Raw genomic sequence first — 23,309 nt, forward strand, 5'->3', positions numbered from 1 at the left:
CTACGTCACCGTGAAGGTTGTCTGGCTGACCGTCCTCGGCCGGTCGATCTGTTTAGGAATCTGCACGTATGCCGTACACGAGCTGCCCGCGGGCGGGTAGATCGTCGACGTCCGGCCGGTCCCGTCGGCGCCGATGACGACCGTGAGTGCCGTGCTGTAGACGACGGCCCCGTTGACCGTGCACACCACCATGACCTGGTAGAAGTCCCGGTTGTTGGCGCCGGTCACCCGGAAGTAGACGCCGCCGGCCGACGTGACCTGGCTTCCGCCTGACGCCGGGACCGCAGAGATGCTCGGGCCGCTCGTGGTGCCTGTCGTCGCGCTGCCCGCTGCCGGGCTCGTGGCGCCCGAGGACGTCGACGCCGTCGACGTCGCAGGCGGGCTTGTTCCCGACGGACTCGTCGTCGTGTTGGCGGCCGGGGCGACGGCGGGCGCGGAGCTTGCGCTGGTCGCAGTGGCGGTGGGTGTTGCCGTCGTGGTGGTCGTCCCGGCGGGCGCCGCGAAGGGGCTCGTGATGGTCACGGCCGCGAAGCCGCGCGCGAGGTCGTAGCCGGCCACGGAGAACACCTGTACCCAGAAGAACTCGGTCGGCTCGTACTTGCCGCTCCCGTTCACGACCACGGTGATCGTCGCGGTCGTCGCGCCGGCGGCGACAGTCACAGTGCCGGACTGCGAGGGGAAGTCGCCCGCCGCGACCGTGGCCACGGGGCCGTCGAGCGTCGTCCAGTTGAGGGTGAGCGAGCTCGTCGGGGCGGCCGAAAGCGCGATGGTGAGCGTCGCCGTCGTCGTTCCGCTTGCCGGGGCGGTGACGGCCGCGTCCCCGATCGAGACGGTGGGCGACGGCGGTGCGGCGCCTGTGAAGAGCGGATCGTCCGTGAGGAAGTGGAAGGAGTCGAATGACGCCGAACCGGACTGGGCGAACACGCCCACCCGGCCGTCGGCCAGGGCCCGATAGTAGGCAAAGGTGCCGAGGACGCTGCCGTTGAGGGTCACCGTGACGGCGGTCCCCTTGAGGACGAGGTCGAGCGTGTAGTCCTTGCCGGCCGTGAGCGCGACGGGGAAGGCCTGCTGGACCACCCAGCCGCGGCGCGGATCCACGTGGCCCACGATCACCTGCTGCCCCGCGACGTCGAGGGCCGCGAGCTTGAAGTCGTTCGCCGCATACTCGTCGAAGACAAGGCCCGCAACGCCGCTCGTGTTGAGCACGCTCGAGATCTCAACGTTGGACACCGGGTCGAGGAGCTGGCCCTGCGGCGTGTAGCTCGCGACGGACACGAGAGGCGTTCCGCTCGCGACCGTTCCGTAGCGCCCGTACGCGACGTTCCAGATTCCCGTCTGGTCCCCGGTGAACCAGTCGGCGGCGCCGTTGTCGAAGTAGCTCGTGCGGTCGAAGGACAACTGCGGCGGGATGGCCTGGAGGGCGATGTTGACGATCACGCCCTGCGAGTCGTTCGAGCCGAAGCCGATGAGGCCCTGGTTGAGTCCCACTTGGGTTCCGTCGGACAGGACCCTCGGGCCGAACGTGTACGAGAACGCCTTGGTCCCGTTGATTGTCACGGTCACAGCTGTCCCGTTGACGGCGACGAGCAGATCGTAGAACGTGCCGGGCGAGAGGGAGCCGGTCACGGAGCCCTGCGCGTCGTACCACCAGCCGTTCGCGTCGCGGTGCCCGATGACCATCTTGTTGATCGAGTCGTCGATGCCGGCGAACTTGAAGTCGGTCGGGCTCCAGTAGTCGAACGTGAGGAACGAGTTCGCCTTCCATCCAGCCGTCGGCTTCTGGACGGAGATCTGGGCGCGGAGCTCGTAGTAGTTCGGCAGGTACTGGTTCGTGTACCAGACGGCGTTGGCGTCCTGACCGAGCGACGCCGCGGCGACCTGGAGCTGGCCGTTCGCGATCTGGAACGAACCCGTGTCCACCGCGAAGCCCTGCATGGTGCCGGCGGAGAAGTCGGCCGAGCGCAGCACGTCGCGCTTGCCGCCGGGGAGGTTGCCCGCCTGGGGTTGAGTCGGGCCACCGGTCTGCTGCTGCCACAGGCCGTGGTCCTCCTGCGTGACCAAGCCCAGCTCCCCGTACGGTTCGCCGTTGCGCGCGGGGTCGCTGCCGACGTCGGTGGCCCGTGTGGGGTCCGCGCCCTGCGAGCGCGAGAGGGCGTACAGGAACTCGGGCAGCTGAGGCTCGACCTGCCGGCTCACGGTCGGCATGCCGAACGCCGCGAACGGCACGATGTAGCTGTTGAACTCGCCCACCCAGTCGATGAGGCGGTCGCCGCCGCTGTCGCCGATGAGGGTGTCAAGGCCGCCGCCACCATAGGCGCGCTCGTTGTAGGCGGAGTTCGCCCCCCGCGGGATGTCGTTGAGGCCGTACGAGGTACCCCGAGTCTGGTCCGAGGTGGCCTGGAGCAGGTCGTTGCCCATGCCGCCATACAGGGTGTCGTTGCCCGTGCCGCCCACGATCCAGTTGTTGCCGAGGTCGCCGAAGATGACGTCGTTTCCGCTCGACGGCACGATGCTGGTCTGCGTGCAGTTGCCCTGGTTGTCGTACGCGGTGCAGGAGCTGACGGGATCTCCGACGGTCGCATCGTTGTTCAGGAAGAACTGCATGTTCTTGGGCGGTGGGCCGGACTTCCACACGGAGCCGTCCGGGTTGAACAGGATGATGCGGCGCGGGTCGTATTCGTCGTACAGCGCGAACTGGCCGAGCCGGCTCGCCACGTGCTGGTTGGAGTGCCAGGGGTTCTGCGGTGCGCCGAACTGCAGGATGTTGCCCGGGTTCCACGGGTGGTTGTAGTCGACACGCACGACGCCGACCGGGTTTCCGTTGGCGTCGAAGGCCTGGATGTAGCTTTCTGGCAACGCGTCGGCGCCGCTCAGGGCGTCATCGCCCGGACCGCCGTGAATCGAGTCGTCGCCGAGGCCGCCGAAGATCACGTTCTGCGAGTTGTTCGCGCGGTAGGACAGGCTCGGTGCCCCGTAGGCGCGCGGGGTGAGGTTGAACGGCGTCTCATCGACGGCGGTCGCAATGGCGCCCTTGTGGTTGATCGTGGCCTGCTGCACCATGCCCGGCGTGTAGATGAACTCATCGAGCACGTTGCCGTTCGAGATGCGCGGGTTCGGGTCCACGGGCAGCAGGGTCAGGACGCCGAAGAGCGGCTCGGAGTAGCAGCCCGCGCTGTTCGGCGCGCATCCGGTCGCGACCCACGCGCTTCCGTTCCAGCTCACACCCACGGCACTGTTGCGGCTCTTGAAGATGCGCCCGTCCCCGCCGAGGATCGTGTCATTCCCGGTGCCACCGGAGATCCACTTGTCCCCCCAGCCGCCGATGATCTGCGAATCCTGGGGGCCGCCGTACATGATGCCCCGACCCGGGCCGCCGTAGATCTGGTTGTCCCCGGACTCGCCGTGGATCTCGGTGACGCCGCCGATGTCGTAGATGTGGCAGTTCGGGTTGTAGACGGGGTTGCCGTTGGCGTCCAGAGTCGGCGCGCACGCGGCCAGCTGCTGATCCCACAGCATGCTGTGGGCCGTGGGAAGGATCGGGCTGCACACGGGCTGGGTGAGGGACGTGCTGCACACGCCCGGCGTGTTCGGCGGGAAGAACAGATCGGGCCGGAAGTCGGGGCCGCCCGCCGTGTAGTCGAGGAGGTTCACTCCGCGGACCACTTGCTGGCCGTTGGCGTTGTACTTGCACGAGATCGGGTTGCCCGAGGCGTCGAGCGTGCAGCGAGACAGGTCGTAGTTGTCCCAGTTGTAGGTCACGTACCGCATCGTGTCGGGGTTGCTCAGCAGGAGGTGGCAGTCCGCCGCGGCGGAGGTTGCCGTCGCGGCCTGGCACCCCGACGTGTCGGTGCCATTGACGCCGACGATCCGGATGATGTCACCGTTGGAGGCCACGATGGTCGACGCGTTCCGCGAGTGGACGTCGATCGGCAGCGTCCCGTCCGCGAGCTGCTGGTTGGTCGTGTTCAGGCCGCCGATGTGCCCGACCTCGTTGTCCTCGGCGAGCTCGGTTCCGGCGCCGCTGAAGATGAAGTTGTGGCCGAGGTCTCCCACCACCGAGGACTTGGGCACGTACGTGGGGTTCCCGTAGGCGTCGTAAGTCACGGAGTAGCTGCCTCCGGACGGCCGCTGGAACGGGTTGGTCAGGCTGTAGAAGTCAGAGTTGCCACCCACGAGGTCGTCCTGGCCCATGCCGCCGAAGATCACGTTGTTGCCGGCGTTGCCCTCGATGTAGTTCGATCCATCCGTGGCGCGCTCCACCGACGGGTACACCGTGAGTGCGCCCACGGCGTCGCACACGAGCGAACCTGGAACGCCCGTGCAGCCTGTCGGGCCGCGGAAGGCGCCCACGCGTTGCAGCTTCGACGTCGGGCTTCCCGGCGAGACCCAGTCGATCGAGCCGCCGCCCTGAATGGTGTCGTCGCCCATTTCGCCGAGCATGACGTTGCTTCCGCCCGCCCCGGCCATGTAGTCGTTGCCCCACGAGCCGAGCCACTTGAGGCCGTTGTCCGCGTCCATGTCCTGCCACAGGTTGGACACCTTGTACTCGGCCCACCAGGGGACATCATTCGTCGTGCGGTAGTTCTGGGCGATGCCGTTGGTCAGCAGCGCACCCGAGTTGTACGCGTCGACCGTGCCGCCGCACGGGTTGACCCGGTCGGAGCGGCTGTACAGGAGCGAGCCGCACAGCGACTGGAAGCGGCCGTTGGTCCAGTTCCCGTAGGTGCGCTGGATCGAGGCGTTGTCGCCGAACATCATGTTGTTCTGGCCGCCGCCCTGGATGGCGTCGTTGCCGGGGCCGCCGATGATCATATTGCGGCCGCGGCCGCCGTAGATCCAGTCGTCGGCGCCGTTCTGGAGCGCCTTCGAGTCGACGCTCAGGACGCCGATGCCGCCGTCGGTCTCGGTGTACGGGGCACCCAGGCCACCCGTGAGGAGCGTCGTCTGGATCTTCTGGAGTTTCGTGGGCACGGGCTTGGTCGTGTCGCGCGCTCCGGACACGTCCTGCGTGATGAGGCCGAACTTGCCGAAGATGATGTTGTCGTCCTGGCCGATCGTCGTCCCGTTGACGCCCGGGAGCGTTCCGGGGCCCGCGCCGTAGATGAGGGACGGGCCGGCCTTGAGCGGGTCGTGGTCGGGGAACTGCGCGATCGGGTAGCCCGCAGGCCCGTTGCCCTCCGTCGCGACCGTGAGGACGCGGGTGATGAGATCGACGTTGAAGCCCGCGCTGCCGTAGATCATGTTCTCGCCGCGCTCGCCGAAGATCGTGTTCGATCCCGAGCCGCCCGCGATCTGGTCGCCGGTCTGCGAGCCGATGAGGATGTCGTCGCCCGCGCCGCCGTACATCGTGACGCCGATGCTCTCGAGGTTGCCGTTCGCGTCGAGGCCCGAGAGCGCGTGCGCGTCGATGACGTTGTTGCCGCTGAATCGGAACGGGTTCGCGAGCGGGAAGATGAAGAACGGCGCGCTGTTGCCCACCCGGTTGAGGACGACGACGCTGTAGGCGCCCGTCGTCGTCGCACCCGGCGTCGTGACCGGGAAGGCGGGACCGGCCGGGAAGTCAGCGAGCGAGAGCACGAGGTTGACGGAGATCGTGGTCGCGGTGACGGCCTTGACGATGCCGACGTACTGCGAGACGGCAGTCACGGTGAGCGTCTGCCACGGCATCGGCGCGATGACGGGGCCGTTGAGGAGCATCGTCTGGCGCGCACTGTCGAAGCCGGTGACGGTCCACACGCCGGGGACGCCCGAGATCGTGATCTGCATGCCAGTCGTGAACGCGGCATTCCAGGTGCCGGACGCGAGCGTGATCCGGTCTGTGCTGCGCAGGATCGACGCGGTCTGGACGATCGGCACCGCGAGGCTCAGCGCGAGCTCCTGGCCCACGGCGAAGCCGTCGCTCAGGAACGAGCCGCTTCCCGTGCACGCCCCGCCGCACGAGTTGAGCGTGATCGTGCCCGTGTGGCCGTCGCTCGAGAGGCCGAGCGTGACGTTCGCACTCTCGATGTGCGGCATGGGCTTCGGGCCGAAGTTGTGCAGCGTGAGGTGCGTCGGATCGCCGCCGTACCAGACGCCGTCCTGCGACGTGTCTCCGTACAGGACGAGCGGCGAGGCGGGCCCGCCGCCGCCGGTCACGGTGATTGTGTCGCCGCCCATGCGGACCGCGCTCACGACGCCGGCCCACGAGGTGACGGCCACGAGCGCGCCGCCGTTGACCGTGATGGTCCCCGCGTTCGCATCGATCGCCGTGATGATCCGGTAGCCCGTCACGCCGTCGATGCGGACGAGTGTGCCCACCTTGAGGCCAGAGCCGGCCAGCGCCCCGGCCGGCAGGCCCGCGAAGGCGACAACGCCGCCGTCGGACGTTGGCGTGATCGAACCGCTTCCGGCGACCCAGAGCCGGCTCACGGCGCTCACGACGCCGGCCAGGGGGCCCGGGGTGAGCGGCGCGCCGTCGACGATCATGATGGCGCCGTCGGACGGGTTGCCGTCGGCGTTTAGGAGGGTGACCCCAGCTGGGGTGCCGTTCGCATTCAGAACAGTGCCGTTCGCGAACTGGACGATGGTGCGGACGCCGACGCCCGGGATGTAGACCTGCTGGCCCGCGCGGAAGCCGAGGGCCTGCCACGCTTGGCTGTTGGCAATGTAGATGCCATTGCCTGCGACGATGCTGAGCATGCTCTGCGTCGGCGCCCAGCCTGCCGGGAGCGGCGTGCGGAGCGCGCCGTTGCCCGCGTTGAGCTCGTCGACGACCGACACTTGGCCCGTGAGCGGGCCTGCGGGCAGCGTGGTCGAGCCCGCGAGGAGCATGACGTCGCCGGGGAGGCTGCCCGGGCTGCCGCTGTTCGCGAAGCCCGTCACGGTGTAGAGGTGGCCGTCCGGCGCGTCGACGAGCTGGCCCGCGCGGAAGCCGAGGCCGGACCACGCGAGGCCGTCCAGGCGGACCAAGCCCTGGCTGCCGCTGACAGTCGTGACGCCGAACGTCCCGTTCAGCAGGAGCGGTGTGTTGCCGCCGCCCTGGACGGCCGTGATGCCGCCATGGTGGGCGACCTGGCCGCGGAGGCCCGTGATCGGGTCGATGTCGCCGCCCTGGATGAGCGTGCTCTTGACGGTGAAGTTGTCGTTGCCCTGGCCCAGCATGATGTTCAGGACCTCGATCGTCGAGAGCGAGTTGTCCATCGAGAACTTGCCGGTGTTCGGGTCGACCGAGATGTCGCCGTAGCTGATGCCGCCCGGGAACGTGAGCGGCTCGCCCCACGGGAGACGGTGCGTGACCGGGTCCGCGAGGTACGAGAAGTCGAGGTCCGGGCCCATGTTGAGGCCCGTGATCGCCGTGGACGTGAGCGTTCCCGTGAGGTTCTCGCGCGCGCCGTCGTCGTACACGTTGAGCGTGTCGATCTGCTGCCACTCCGGCGGCTGCGCGGCCACGCGGAACGGCGGCGTGTTGCCCTCGTCCGGGAGGAGGATCGCGGCCCGGAGCGAGCGGTCCTCGGCCGTGTCCCCGCCGTCGACCATGAGCGGGCCGCGGATCTGGTCGAGGCGGTGGGCCTGCTTCGGGAACGTCACGAGGTTCGCGCGGCCGGCCGGGACGACCCAGTTGACGTCCGCGACGAGGTTCACCGTCTGCTGGATCCACCAGTTCGACGGCGTGAACGTGAAGGCCGCGGCCCATTGCGTCACGGTCCCGAGCGGGGCGACGGCGGCGGGCTTGGCCGTGCTCGTGAAGTACAGGACGTTGAGCGTCCCGCCGTTCGCCGAGCCGAACGACTGGATCTTGTAGAAGTTCGCGTCGCCGGAGATCTTGACGACCATGCCCTCCGTGAAGCCGCTGCTGAGCCAGCTCGTGCCGTCGTCGCGGGTCAGCGCGCCGGTCGCGGTGTTGTAGGTGAGCGTGTGGCCCGCGGTGCCCGTGAAGATCCCCGCGTCCTGGAGCTGGCTGATGACGACGCCCACGAACGGGTTGGCCCAATCGGCTCGCGCCACGGGGAGCGGGCGGTCCAGCGTGATCGAGGAGGCGGTGAGGCCCAGGATCTGGTAGTCGCCGTCGTCGGCCGTCCCGGTGCCGCTGATCCGGATCTTCTGCCCGATCTGGAACCCATCGCTCAGGAAGTTCCCGAGATCGGAGCCGTTGCCGAGGGTCAGTGTCGAGCCGGACGCGTTGATGACGCCGGTGAACGCCTGCGCCGCGCGCTGCCCGCCGTAGACCGCGTAGTTCGCGCCGCCGAACGTCGCGACGTCGACCTGCCCGTCGGTGAGCGCGAAGATCGTGACCGGGGCCGTCGGCGCGGAGTCGAGGCGCAGCGTGTACGATGCGCCTGTTCCCGGGATCGTGCACGCGGCGTTGCCGCAGGCCTGGACGAGCGTGCTGCCGTCGCGCTGCTGGACGAACACGCCGGCGGTCTTGTCGCTGATGACCTGGACGTCGACCCGCGCCCGGATCCGCGAGGCCGCCGCGAGGTACGCGGCGTCGGTCGTGGACGGATCGATCGACATGATGATCGCCGTGTTGTGCGGATCCATCGGGGCGAGGACGTTGCGGGCGTGGACGGTGACGATGACCGGCTGGTACCAGTTCGCGCTCGTGAACGTCACGGTGTAGACGTACGGGCTCGCGCCGCACGCCGTCGGGTCGCTGAACGCGGCACCCTGGGCGACGGCGAAGCGCGTGTCGGCGCTCGACAGGCACACCATGTTGTCGCCCGGCACGAGGCGCACGACGACGGTCTGCCCCGCCGCGGGTGCCATCGCGAGCTGGACCGTGATCTGGTCCGAGACCTCGGTCACGGTCGTGCCGGCGAGGACCGTCGTCCCGTTGTCGAGGTGGCCCGTGGTCGGGTCGGTCTGGCCGATGAGGATGTCGGCCTGGTCGTTGTCGTAGACCGTGGCCTCGACGTTGCGGACGATCGCGCCGTCGAAGTTCGGGTCGGCGCTGATGACCGAGTGGTTGACCGTGAGGACGCGCGTGCCCTCGGCGTGATGATCGTCGACGGCGTAGACGTACACGGTCTGGTCCGCGTTCCAGTTCGTGCCATCGAAGACGAGGACGAGCGAGCGGTTCGAGACGGCCTTCGACGCGCCGCCGAGCACGATCTGGCGGTAGAAGTCGGCGAGCGCGCTGCCGGTGAGGTTCGCGGCGACGAGGATCGTGTCGCCGTCGTTCCCCATCGGGGCGCCGTCGGGCAGGTTGCCCACGGTGAGCTGGGCGTGCGCAGCCGAGAGCGGGTAGGCAGCGGAGACGGTCACGTACACCTTGCATTGGGCGTCGCTCAGCCCCGCGCACACGGGGTGCGCCGCGAGATGGACGGTGTAGGAGTCAATGGAGGGCAGCGGCGGCGCGGTGCCGCACGTCGAGGACGTCGGGCTGAGCTGGTAGCAGCCGCCCTCGTAGACGGCCGTGAAGCCGCCGCTCTCGGTGATGACGACCTGGCCCTGGCCCGGCCGCGCGACGGTGACGGGGACGCCGTCGGCCACGATCCCGTTATAGTTCGGGTCCGTCGAGACCACTCCGTGATTGACCGTGCTGCTCGTGCCGTCGATGTTGAGGGCGAACACGTCACCGGCCACGTCGCCCGCGACGTTGATCGTGTCGCTCCCGAGGCCGCCGATGACGCGCGTGACCATGCCGGGCGCGGTCGAGAGCACGTCGATGGTGTCGTCGCCCTCGAGCCCATCGATCTCGAGCAGCTGGACGTTCGTGTACTTCACGGACATGCCGGCGCCGTAGATGGCCTTGGCCGTCACGACGATGTGGTCGGCGAACTCGGTCCCGAGGATCACGACCTTGTTGAAGCCCGTGCCGCCGTCGATCGAGACCGGCGCGTTGAGGTTGTACATGACCTGGTTCTGGCCCGAGCCAGTGCGGATGTCGCTCTCGGCCGCTGTCGAGAAGCCGCTCGTGAGGCGCGGCATCGCGATCTGGTCGGCCGCGTTGATCCACACGATGTCGCACGTCGCGCGCTCGGCGTCCGTGAGAGTCACGCTCGGATCGGTGCAGCTCTTGCCGCCCATCGAGGCCGGGAGGCCGTGGCCCGTGCGGACCTCGGCGAGCGCGAACGCGCGGACCACGAACTGGTTGTTGCCGCTGACTCCCTCGAGGCGCAGCGGGGCCTGGTTGGAGTACACGGTGAAGAGGTTGTCGCCGCCGCCCCCGACCGCGGTGAGGGGTGCGGACGCGCCGCGCGAGACCCAGCCGCGCGTCGTCGCGACCGTTGCGAAGACGTCCTGCGGGTTGAGGTCGCCGCCGCTCGTGTCCCGCGTGATGCCGTCGGCGGAGATGCCGAGGTTCGAGGAGAACGCGTTCGCGTCGCGCTGGCGGCCGTAGATCTGGCCGATCTGGAACGTGTTGTTCCCCGTGCCGCCGTCGAGCGTCGTCGGCACGGTCACGTCGTCGGACGCGAAGACGTCGTTGCCGCCGAGGCCGTTGACGACGAGGCGGCCGCGGATGCCCGTGTCGTAGTTGATGCGCTCGTAGGCCTGGGTGCGGATGGCCGGGTTGCCGGTCGGGTCCGACGTCGTGACGTCGTTCGAGAGCAGGCTCACGGTGACGTTCGCCAGAGCGACATTCGACGTCGGAACCTGCTCGGTGGTGAGCGAGACGCCGACCGGTAGGGTCTCGGCGAACGTGATCCATGTGCCGTTCGGGTCGACGCTCGCGACGGTGTAGTCGCCCGTCCACACGCCGGCCGTCGGGCCGCCGAGGTGGACGCGCAGGCCGACGAGGGTCTGGGCGAACGTGCCCACCGGCGCGCCCATGAGCGTCCGGCCGGGAGCCGTGCCGGCGCCGCAGCCCGTGGCGGTGAAGCACAGGCTCAGGTTGCCCGTGAAGAGCGGGGTGCGCGCGCCGAGCTGGCCGTGCAGGAGGGCCACGAAGCCGGGATCGTCGGCGCGCTCGCCCGCCGTGTTCGACGTCGGCGTCGAGGCGATGAAGCGCGAGCGGCGCAGGAGGAAGATGTCGTCCGTCGGGTACGGGTTGCCGTGGGCGTCGTAGCCCGAGAGCGGGCTGTCGTAGCCGTTGACGATGAGGGTGCTCTGGCCGTCCGTCGGGGCGCCCGTGTCGAGGACGTTGATGACGTAGTTGTGGCACGTCGAGCCGGTCGGGTCGCCTGCGAAGCACGGCTGGCTGCCCGTCGTGTTGATGACGTAGGTGTTCGACCCGGACTGGCCGTCGAGCGTGAGGGTCATGCCGTCGGCGACGTCCATGGTCTGGAGCTGGTTGACGAACATGAAGTCTTCGCCATCGCCGGACGGGGCGTACGAGCCGAACGGCGTGGGCGTGTTGCTCCCGTAGACGCGCGTGATGTTGCGCAGGTACGTCTGGTCGAGGCTGATGATGTCCGAATCGGTGTTGCCGAAGATGCGCGTGAGGTTGCACGCGTGCCCGTCCTTGTCGAGGAGGTTCACGCACGCGTTGGTCTGGGTGCCGGCGAAGACCGCGGTGCCGTTCGTGGTCTGCGCGGTGCCGGACCACAGCTCGCCGTGCAGGTGCATGATCGTGCCCCAGCCCGGGTCGAGGATGCCGAGGGCGGAGCCGGGAGCGGTGTTGGCGAAGTCGCCGTAGATGTCGATCCACTGGGCGGCGCGGATGCTCGCGACGAGCGCGGGGTTCGCGTCGGTCGCGACGGACCCTCCGCCGGCGGCGTTGTAGCCGTCGGTCGTGACGTTGTCGGCCACCCGCAGGAGCACCCAGCCTTGGTCCGCCTGGATGAGGCCGCGCTGGATCTGGCCGTTCGCCGTCGTCCGCGGGGCGTTCTCGACGAAGAGGAGGCTGCAGTATTGGCGCCCGCCCGCGGTCGAGGCCGCGCACGGGAGGAGGTTGAGGTCCTCGCCCCGCGCCTTCGTCTTCGCGACCGTGAGCCGGACGTTGCCCGTGAAGGTGCGCGCGAGGACGACGTTCATCGGTGCCGGGGCGCCGAGGTCGCTCGGATCGACGGTGTCCGGGATCTCTGTGACGAAGACGCCCGTATCGGCCTCGAAGGCCACGGTCGCGGCGGGGGTGGTCGACGCCGTGCTCCACGGGGTCGTGAAGCGGCCCGAGGAGATGTCGAGGTCGTTCGTGCCGTCGGCCGCGCCAATCGATCCGCCCACGGCCTTGATGTCGATCGTGTTGCCGATGACTTCAGCGGCCGTCTGCCCGAACGGGCCGTTCGCGTCGATGACCGAGCCCTTGACCGTCGCGAGCGAGACGTCGCCGCGCGTCCGGACGAGGTGGATGCGCAGGTCGTCGGTCGTGGCCGGGTTGCTGTCGCCGATCTCGGTGACGAAGACGCCGCGGGTGTTCGTCGACGCGGTGTCGATCGCGGTGAGGACGCCCGTGTTGGTCCGCAGCACGTCGACGTTGATCTCGAGGAAGTCGCTCGGGACGCCGATGCCGCCGATCACGCCGCCCGTGCCCGCCGTCATCGTGATGTTGACGCCCGTGACGTCGATCGAGGGCTGGCTGTTCGCGTCGAGGATGCGCTGCGGCGAGGTCAGGACGACGTCGTTCTGCGTCGAGTCGATGTGGCCCACGAGCATGTCGCCCGCGAGCTCGGTCGCGGTGATCTTGCCGTTCGTCGTGAGGAAGATCTGGGCGACGTCGGCCGCGAGGTAGCCGCCGAACATGCTCGGGTCGTTGACCGGGGTGCCCTTCGGCGAGCCGCCCGTCCACGCGACGTCGGTGTTGATGGTGAACGTCACCGTGGTCGTCGGCGTCGCCGCGCTCACGACGTGCGTCGCGTCATTGATCGCGGTCGTCGCGCAGTACTTGGGCTCCTGGGCCGCATAGGCGGACGACGTCGACACGTGGCACACGTCGAGATCGTCGCCCGAGCGGGCCTCGGCGAAGACGTAGGCCGAGTCGAGCGTGGACGTCGTCGTCCCGAAGGCCCGGAGGATCCGCTCGAGGTTGGGGTCGGCCGTGTCCGGCTCGTAGTGCGTCTCGTACTGGCCGCTGCCCGGGTTCGACACCGTCGAGCCGATCGGGCCGCTGTCCGCGCCGAGGGCAGGGTTGTAGCCCGTGGGGAAGACGTAGTGGTAGTTGCTCGTCGCGGGCGTGTACGCGTTGACCGTCACGAGGACGTTCGTGGCGAGGTCGTTGCCGTTCTTGCTGTCGTTGACCACGACGTCGAGGTCGTTGCCGGCCGTGAGGCGGTTGATGGTCACCGTGAACGCGGAGCCGAGCGCTTCGTCGGTGCGGCGGTTTGCGGTGAGGTCGAGGACGAGGTCTCCGCCGGCGTCGGCGTTGACGACCGGGTCGTGGTAGGCGCCGTCCACGCTCTGGTACCGGACGAGTTCGACGGCGATCGGGTTGCGCTCCGCGTCCTGCGTCCCGGGCACCGGGTGCTGGGCGGCCTGGTGGCCGATGTTCCCGTGCGGGGCGGACAGCGTGAGGATGTTGGTGCGGATGACCTTGGTGGCAACTGCACCGAGCGGTCCCGCGAGGATGTCGCCACTCGCATTCTCGACGTCGGTCGTGCCGATGGGGTTCTCGATGAAGTTGTCGAGCCGGATGAACGGGTTCTGGCCGGCGCACGTGTACGCGCACGTGTTCTTGATGAGGACGAGGGTTGGCGGGAACGTGTACTTGATGTCGAAGTCGAAGCTCGGGCCCGGGCCCGGGCTCGGGGGGCTGAGGCCGCTCACGCTGTGGCCCGTGCCGGCGTCGATCTTCTGGACGCGGACCTCGACAACGGGCGGGTTGAGCGTGTTCACGACGTCGATCTTGTTGACGATCATGTTCAGGTTCGAGCCGTTGATGAGCTTGACGTAGTTCCACGTCTGCTGGAACTGGAACTGGCCGAGGCCGCCCCAGATCTCGCCCAGGGGCGCGCTGCCGCCGCTGATGTTGGTCGGAACGTTCGCGAGGAAGCGCGCGTTCGCGCCGTGGTTGTACAGGATGTCGTCGACGCTGAACTGCGAGCCCGTGAGCTGGCCGACCGTGTGGATGTTGTTGAACGGATCGTCGGTGAAGACGTGCCCGTTCAGGTCGCGCACGGTGGCGTTGACGAGCTTCGTGACGTTGCCGGCGGCGTCGACCTCGACCCACGGATTCGGCTCGCCGAGCATGATGACGGTGGACTCCCAGAAGATCCAGCGCCTGAAGTTCTGGCTGCCGCCTCCGCTGTCCGAGCCGCCGAAGTCGAGGAAGCCGCCGCTGCGGTCGGTGTGGCGGAGGTAGTGGTCCACGAGCTGGTCGACGGTGACCGTGAGGTCCGAGGTCGTGATGGTCGAGCCGCTCATGCCCGCGACCTGGGCCGTCGTGCTGATGTCCGAGCTCGCGGTCGGCGACGTGCGGCCGCCGAAGCAGTGGCAGGTCGAGGACGCGTAGCTGTCGATGTTGATGCCGCGGTACTCGGCGTTGAGAGCCGTCGAGACGCTCGCCGTGAGCGCTGCGCCGCTCGAGAGGACGGTCTGGGTGAGGCCGCTCACGTCGACCGCGGTCGTCGCCTGGGAGTTCGCGCCGAACGCCGTGGCCTTCGAGCTCGACGTGCCGGTGAGGCGCAGGGCGTCGACGTACGAGCCGACGGCCACCGAGCGTCCGGTCACGGAGCCGCCGATCGTCGTCTGCGTCGTCGCAACCGCCGCCGATCCGGGGATCCACGAACCGTCGACACGCCCCACGCGGATCGCGAGGTTCGTCGTGCCGTCGACGCCGAGGCCTCCGACGTCTGCCGTGCCCTTGCCGTATGCGTACACCGCGGTGTGGGACTCGATCGTCGCTGCCGTGCCCGCGGTCACGGAGCCCTTGACGGTCACGGTCGTCGAGTAGTCGGCGAGAATCGTCTCGCCCGACCCGCCGCCCGCGAAGAGGCCGCCCGAGCTCGAGGACGCGATCATCGTCGGGTGCAGCTCGGAGTTGGCCGAGACGGTCACGCCCTGCGCCGCGTTGAGGGTCGCGTTCGTGTCGATGAGGATCGCGTTGCCCATGTACAGGTGCGTGTCCGCGCTCGCCGAGTTGACCGAGATGAGCCCGCCGCTGTCGTTCGAGGAGACCGTCTTGCCCGAGACGATGCCGTGCGTCGTCACGACGACCGTGCCGCCGTCGAGCATTGCGCCGTTGCCCACGGTCGCGCCCACGGTCGACGTGACCTGGACGAGGGACGCCGCCGTCGAGACCGAGATCGCGCCGCCTCCGCCGCCCGTGGCCGACGCGGAGACGACCTGATCGCCGCTCGTCGCCCCGAACGGGATGTTGTCCCCGATGCCGTGGAGGCGCTGGGCGCCCGCGGCACTCGCGGGGGCGATGTCCTCGACGAGCGTGTACACGAGGTTCGAGACGTCCGCGACGCCCGCAGGCACCGTCGGCGCCGAGATGTTGATGCCGTCGCGGGCGAAGGTGTGGAGGCCACCGGTCTGGGCGGAATCCAGGGCGTAGGTGTTGGCGGCACCGCCCGCGCTGTTGGCGAGCGAGAACGACGATGTGCAGCCGGTGCTCGGGCAGCCGACGACGAAGTAGCCGTGGCCGTCTTGGAGTCCGCTGATCGGCGCGTTGAGGTCGCGCCAGAGCTGCTGGACGACGGCCTTGCCCGCCACCGACGTGTCCGGAGCGAGGGTGAGCGCGACCTGGGCCTGGTTCGACGACGTTCCGCAGTCGCCGGCGAGGCCCGTCGCGTGGCAGAGCGAGTCGGCGAACTTGTACTCCTGGCCGTTGACCCGGATGAGGTAGTAGTAGCCCGCGCCGATGCCGATGGTGCTGCCGGACTTCGGGGCGTAGTAGACGCGCGTCCCGGTACTGAAGCCCATGTCGAGGAAGGTGCCCGGGTTGGACGGGTCTTCCACGGCGAAGTAGACATCGTTCACGTCGCCGCCCGACGCGACGACCCACTTCTTGGCCCCGCCGTCCCACACCACGTTGACCTGGCCCGAGCTGAAGGTCACGGCAGGCGTGGGCTGGTAATAGGTCACGAAGTCGCCGTTGCTGAAGCTGTTCGTGGCCGTGATGAGCCCCGTGCCGCCGTTGACGCTCGTCGCGTTGACGGCGACGCTCGCCGAGGTGAAGCCGATCGGCTGGAGCTTGATCCGGTACGGATCGAGCACGTGGACCCGGTAGCGCGTGTTGCTCGTGAGGCCGCCCACGTCTGAGGTGACCCCGCCCGCGCCGAGCGGGACCGCGGAGTACACGACGACGTCGCCCTCGTGGAGATGGTGCTGGCGGAGGCCGAAGTCGATCACGTTCGTGGCCGAGTTGACATTCGCGCCGGTGAACACCGCGCCGAGCTGGAGACTCGTCGGGCTCGTCACGATGACGGAGTACTGGGCGCCGTCCGTGAGGCCCGGGACGACCGGGTGGCCCTGCGCATCGTACGTCACGACGTCGCCTGTGTTGGCGTTGTGGTTCGCCGTGAACGTGATCGTGTCCGCCGCGTCGTTGACGCCGGTCACGCCGTCGAACGTGCCGTCCGAGGCCGGTGGCAGCGGCGGGTTCGCCGACGCATCGACCGTGATGGCGCCCGCGGCCTTGATGCTCGCGCCGCCGGTCACGGACGCGGTCGACGTCGGGTTCATCGTTGCGGTCGCACTGAAGGTCGTGACGTTGATCGCGCCGCCCGTCGCGCTGCTCGTGCTCGCGTCCGAGTCGGTCAGGCCCACCGATTGGGCAGAGATGTCCCCGGTCACCCGGATCACGGACGTCGAGCCGCCCAGGACGACGCCGACGCTCGGCGTGCCGTGGCTCGTGGACGTCGAGGACGTGACGGACAGGAGCCCGCCGCCCGATTCGTCCATGCCCGCGACCGCGGTGTCGTTGCCCTTCGCGAGGACCTTGAGCGTCGCGGCGCCGGGCCCGCTCGTCGCGCCGCTCAGCACCCGGACGTTGCCGAGGATCGAGGCGGTCGTGGTTCCCGAGGCCTCGGCGTCGGGGTTCGAGCTCACGGACACGTTCAGGATCGCGCCGCCCGCGTTCTTGAGCTTCGACTTGGCGAAGTTGCCGCCCATGGCCTGGACGTTGATGACGCCGCCGGGAGCGGCGAGGGTGCCGCCCGCGGCGAGGGTCGCCGTCGTCGTTGACGCGGCCTTCGCGTAGAGGTTGTTGTTCGAGACCGCGAGCCCGATCGCCGCCGTGAGGGCGCTGCCCGAGGCGTCGACGAGGTGATCCGTGAGGAAGTTGCTGCCGTCGAAGTTGTGGTAGGCGAGGACGGACAGCGTCCCGCCGCTCGTGACGGAGCCCGTGACATTCGCCGCGACGGACGACGAGTCGGTCGCGTTGACCGTCGACGTGCCGACCGCTGCGAGGCCGCCGAACGAGACGGCGCTGTAGTCCGCGGTCGTCGAGTTGCGCTCGAGGGCCTGGACCGAGACGTCGCTCGAGCCGCTGATGGTGCCGCCGACGCCGGCCGAGACGCCCATGTCCGTCGTCGCCGAGTAGGTCCCATCCGTGACGCCCGCGCCGAGGCCGCCGCCGGCCGCGTGGCCGTGGACGACCGCCGAGGAATCGACGGTCGAGCCGACGGTTACGGTCGTGACGCCGGTCGCGGTGCCGTTGAAATCGGTCTTGACGTGGCCGCCGGTCTCGGCTGTGGGCTGCGCGAGGCCGATGCCCGCGACGACGCCGACCGCGAGGCTGTCGGCCGCGGCCGTCGCCGAGTTGAACGCGACGCTCGCGACGTTGACCCAGCCCGGGCCGCTCAGGAGCGTTCCGCTCGCGACGGTCGTGGACACCTCGGGCTTGCTCGTCGCCGTCGCACTCGCCGCGGTCACCCCGGCGCCGACTCCGATGCCGGTGAGCCGCACCCGGGCGTACGCCGGGTCGACGGTCGACGGCGTGGAGTCGCCAGCGAGCGTGACCGACGGCCGGATCGCGTGCCCCGCGCTGTCGACGTTGAGCCGGGCCGAGACAGTCACGCCCGTGCCGTGGAGCTCGCCGCCGCCGACGGTGAAGGCCGAGACCGTCGGGGTGAACTCCGACGTCGATGTCGTCGCGCCGGCGGCGAGGCCGGCGGAGACGCCGATGCCGCGTCCGTCCGCAATCGCGGTCGCGTTCGTGGAGGCGATGAACTCGACGGTGCCAGCCGTCGCGCTGACCTTGGCCGAGCCGCCCAGGAACGCCTTGACCGTCGGGGCCGACGTCGTCGTCTCCGTGACGATCACGAGGCTGAAGCCGAGGCTCACGCTGATCATGTCCGTGAAGGCCATGGGCGCCGAGGTGAGGCTCGCGACGACCGACGCCGCGGTTCCCGTCCCGCTCACTGTCACGGTCGTTGGGTGGCTCGTGTCCGCGGCGGCGCCCTCGGGCCCGACGTACGCCTTGACCGTCGTGGAATCCGTCGCGTGGGTCTTGACGTAGGCGCCGGACGCGAGACCGACCGAGATGTTGCCGGACGGGCCGTTCGTGGCCGTCGGCGTGCTCGTGCCGCCCGCGTGGAGGATGAGGCTGCCGGCGGTGAGGGTCGAGCCGTCGTCGATGTGCGCGGCGATCGTTCCCGCGGTCGTGGCCTCGAGATCGACGAAGGCGATCTTGACGAGGGTGACCGCGACGTCGACGTTCGTGACCGTCGCGTTCGCGTTCCGGGTCGCCTCGAGGTCCGCGGTGCCCGTGCCGAGGGAGACGCTGCTGCTGCCGCCGATGTAGACCTCGGTCGTGCCGTCGATATTGGCGACGGGGGTCGCGCCGGTGCCGCTGATCGCGGCGAGGCCGAGCATCTTGGCCGTGCCCGTCGCGCTCGGCGTCGCGTTCGCCAAGACAGTGAGCGCGCCGGCGACGACGGTGCTGCCCGCGGCGATGAACGCGCGCGTCGAGCCGTGGATCTCGGCGTCCGGCGTGAACACCTGGACCGAAAGCGCCGCGCCGGACGCGCCGCTGGACTGAGCGGTCGCGGTGTCCGTCGACGTCGCGGTGACCGTGATCGCGCCCGTCCCGACGTTCGCCGAGCCGATGCCCGCCTCGGTCGTCGCGTTGGTCCCGACGGTGGCGCTCGCGGACGCGATCTGCGCGGCGATCGCGCCCATCGTGATGGCCTTCGTCGTCGCCTCGGCGAGGTTCGAGCTCTTCGTCGTCGCCGTCAGGGCCGTGCCCGTGATCGACGTGCCGCCGAGGTGGATGTTCGTTCCGCCGTCGACCTTGGCCGTGGGCACCGAGACTCCGAGGGCCGCGAAGCCGCCCGCGCCGAGCACGGTGCTCGACTCGGCGTGGTTGTTCGACGTCGCCGTGACCTCAACGAGGCCGTTCGCATTGAGGGCGCCGCCGGACTGGCCGAGGACCTCGACGGCGGCGCTCGAGCCAACCTCTGCGAACGTCATGCTGCCGCTGCCGGTGAACGCGCCGGCCACCGTGATCGTGAGGATGTCCGCGGTCGCAAGGTTCGTGCCGCTCGCGTGGACGCCGATCGCCGCCGCACCCGGCGTCGTCGCGGTCGACGTCGTCGTGACCGCGCCGTAGATGCGGACGCGGGCGGCACCGTTGTCGTGGGCGGCAGCCACGAGGACGGCCACGCCGGCCACACCGCCGAAGGTGCCGAGCGTTGCGGTCGCGACGGCCTGGTTCCCCGCGTTGCGAGTGCCGGCTTCGATGAGGACGGCCCCGTTGCCGCTCAGGGAGGCCCCCGAGCCGATCGTGGCCTCAGTCTTCGCGTCCGAGGTGATGTCCGCGGTCGCGACGCCACCGCTCAGGCCGATGACGGAGACGCCGATCGTCGTCGAGCTCGCCGTCGCGGTGTTGTCCGCGAACGCCTGGACCGTGATCGTCGTGGCGTTCGACGCCGAGCCGTCGGCTTCCGCGGTCGTGTGGCCCGAGACGGTCGCGAACGCGAGGAGGACCGTGACCTGGACGCCGCCACCGCCGCCGCCGGGCGCCGTCGCGGTCGCCGAGTTGCTCGCGGTGGCCTTGACGAGGAACGGCGCGGGCGCGCTGAACGTGATCGCGGAGGTCGGGCCCACGAGGGCCTCCGTGGAGCGCGAATTCCTGACGCGTGCGACCGTGACCGAGACCGCGAGGAGGCCCGTCGCGACGTTGAGCGTCTTCGCCGTCGCCGTGTGGACGCCGTCGGCCGTGACGCTCAGCCCGCCCGCGCCGAGGGTTCCGTGCGCGCCGCTCGACGCGCTCGCCGTGCCGCCGAGGGTCACGAACGCGAGGTCGCCCGCGAAGCCGCCGCCGACGCCGGCCTGGAACGCGACGGCCAGGAGGTCGTTGGTCGCGTTGTCGCTGATCGATACGTTGAGGTGGTCGACCGGGCCGGCCGCGCCGACTGCGATGTTCCCGACCGTCGCGCTCGCGCCGCCCGTGACGTTGACGACGGCGGCCGAGACGCCGACGGCGACCCCGCCGAGGCCCACGCCGATCGCGTAGCTGTTCGCGGTCCGCTTGGCGTACGTCGCGACGTCTATGCCGCCGCCCGCCTGCGTCACGCCCTGGCCGGTCACCGTGCCGATGAGCGTCGAGGCGCTCGTGCTCGAGTCGATGTGGGCGTTCTGCGTGCTCGAGTCGTTGATAACGACGACCTGCGCCCCGATCGCAACCGCACCCGCCGCGCCGACGAACCCGACCCCGGTGACCGTCTCGTCGTCCATGCGCGCCTTGACGCTCACGTTGCCGCCGGCGCCGGCGCCAGCCTTGATGGTCGCGGTTCCGCCGATGCCCGCGTTCGTCGCGCTGCTCACGTTGAGAACGAGGACTGAGACCCCGAGCCCGCCGAGGCCAGCCGCGCCGGCGCCCGCTACGCCGAGGACGTGGAGCCGATCGATGGCCCACACGTTGACGTGCCCGCCCGCGTCGACGCTCGCGTCGATCGTGGCAGCTGTCCCGCCCGTCGGGGCGGTGCTGAGGGCGAGGGACCCGAGGTTCGACGACGGCGCTGCGGCGGAGATCTGGGAGTTCACCGCGAGGAGGCGCGAGGAGAGGCGGGCATTGGTCGACGACTCGGTGCCGGAGTCGAGGCGCCACGCCGAGTTGTGCGCGGGGTCAGCGCCGCCCGCGGCGATGTCCGTCGTCGCCGAGTAGGTGCTGCCGCCGAACGTCACGAGCTGGCCGCTCGAGTACGCGGTCGCGGAGCTCCACGGGGACGCGGAGCCCGCCGTCGTGCCGTCGAGCGTGTGGCTCTGGAAGCCGCCCGCGCCGCCGCCCTGGGCCGTGCTGCCCGCCGACGTGACGCTGCTGCCGGCGTTGCCGCTCATCGCGTCGGACGGGCCGCGCCAGTGCGCCGTGTCCACCGTCGGATCGGAGCCGCCGGCCGCGATGTCGGACGTCGCCGTGTACTGCGTCCCGTTGAACGTGACGACGTCACCCTTGTTGTACGTGGTGGACGAGCTCCACGCGCCGCGGTCGTTGCCGCCGTTGCTGTCGTAGTACGTCGACGTCGGGGTCGTTCCGACGCTCCACACCGACACCGAGGCCGCAATGCCGACGGCGCCGACCCCGAGGGCCACGGCAAAGGTGCTGACGTCCTTCGTCGACAGCGCGTACACCTCGACGTTTCCGAGCGCCTTGACGGTCGACGGCCCGTCGATGTGGGCGAGGACCGAGCTGTTGGCCGTGCCGATGTCCACGCCGCCCGCTGCGCCCACGAAGCCGCCAGCCGCGCCGCCCGCGATCGTGAGCGACTTGAACGCGTCGGTCGCCGTGACGCTCACGCCCTGGACGGTCGCCGCGCCCGCGGCGGCATTGGCCACCGTGTTGATCGAGCTGTAGCCGCCGATCGAGGCCACGGTCGACGTCGTCAGCAGGGTCACCTGCACGCCGCCCGCGACGCCCACGAAGCCGCCGGCAATCGCGGGGACGAGCCCGAAGACGTTCTCGCTCGAGCCTGCGTGGACGATCACGCCTGAGAAGCTCTGGGATCCGGTCAGGGTGCCGTCCGGGACGCCCGCGAGAGGCGCGCCCTGCGCGAACGCGTCGACCGTGCTGCCCGCGCCGAGGTACGCCCGGACCTGCTTCGTGAGGCTCGCGACGCCGACCGCCGCACCGACGCCCACGTAGCCGCCCGCGAGCGCGACCGTGATGAGGAGGAGCTTCGTCGCGTCCGTCGCGGCGACGACGACGTTGTTGCCTGCGGAGAGCGTCGCGCCGTTGCCCGTGCAGGCGAACAGGTCGCTGCCGCCCGGCGTGCCCGTGCACGCGAACGTGTGGACCGTCAGGACCGTCACGGCCACGGTGCCCGCGACGCCCACGGTTCCGCCGCCCGCGCCGACCGCGAACGAGAGGATCGTGTCCTTGCCGTCCGCGGTGACGGAGATCGAGTTGCGGGCGTTCACGGTCGAGCCGGTGCCGATGTACGCATATGTGTCGAGGTTGACGACGCGGACGGCCACGGGGATCGAGACGCCGGCCGAGCCCGCGATCGCGAGCGTGAACGCGATGCCGAGCTGGTAGAACTGGTTGGCCGCGGAGACCTGGACGGACTGGCCCGCGTCGGCGCCGGCCACGTTGCTCGCGCACGTCGCGCCGCAGTTGACCTTGGCGTTCTGCCCGATGTGTGCCGAGGTGTGGACGGTGACGACGGCGACGGCGCCCGCGAGCGTCACAGCTGCCGTGCCCGAGAAGCCGAGGCCCACGCCGAACGCGCCGACGCTGTCGGAGTTGTTGGCCGTGACCGCGACGCCGCGGAAGCCCGTCGTCGTGCCCTTCGCGATGTCGCGCGGGCCCATCGCGCTCGCGTCGCCCGCGGGGGCATCGCCCTGCCGCGCGAGGCTGTGGGACCTGCCCGTCCAGCCGGCGCCGAGCGCGATGACGTGGCCGCCCTTGTCCGAGGGCTTGTCGAGGAGCTGGAAGCCGCCGACGACGCCCTTGTAGTAGTACGTGCCGCCGTCGACGAGGCCGCCGATCGGTGCGCCGCCGCCCGAGGAGTAGACCACGGCGTCGTTGTCGTTGATCGTGCCGAGCGTGTACGGGAGGTGGATCGAGTTCGTGCCGAGGTTGACGGCGTTGTCCGGGTTGAACCGCGGTGTCTGGTCCTGCGTGACGTTCGCCTCGGTCGTCTTGAAGACCCGGTGGCTCTCGCCCGTGCCGCCCGAGAGCGTGATGGGCGAGCCGCTCAGGTCCGGCGTCGAGTAGAGCTGGAAGTGGTTGGGGTCGATGACCTTGACGTAGTACTGGCCGCCCTGCACGAGCGGGCTGATCGGGAGGCCGTAGCCCGCGTCGTACTGGACCTGGTCGCCGTTCGCGAAGCCGTGGGCGTCGACGTGGATGGTGGTTCCGCCGGCGATGTCCGAGGGCGCGAACCGCGGATCGTGCGGCGTGACGGTGTAGGAGCCGCTCGCGACGTCGACGCCCGTCGCGCCCGCGCCGCTCACGACGGCGTAGTTGCCGATCCACGCGTGGGTTTCCTTCGTGATGACGGGGACGGCGACTGCGGCGCCGACGGCGGCGGTGCCGCTCGCCGAGATGTTGCCCGCGATCACGTTGG

At 69.9% G+C, this 23,309-nt stretch carries 1 protein-coding gene (only partly in view); it reads right to left on the reverse strand.

Annotation, left to right across the window (positions count from 1 at the left end; translation table 11 throughout):
• Positions 1 to 23,309: the 3' portion of a hypothetical protein gene (locus RBS12_RS03305; protein WP_307964639.1), read on the reverse strand. The gene runs 11,119 nt beyond the window's last position; the window shows 23,309 of its 34,428 coding nt (coding positions 11,120-34,428); the start codon falls outside the window, past its right edge; the stop codon is at positions 1 to 3.

Source organism: Sinomonas sp. ASV322, assembly GCF_030908245.1.
Taxonomy (GTDB): domain Bacteria; phylum Actinomycetota; class Actinomycetes; order Actinomycetales; family Micrococcaceae; genus Sinomonas.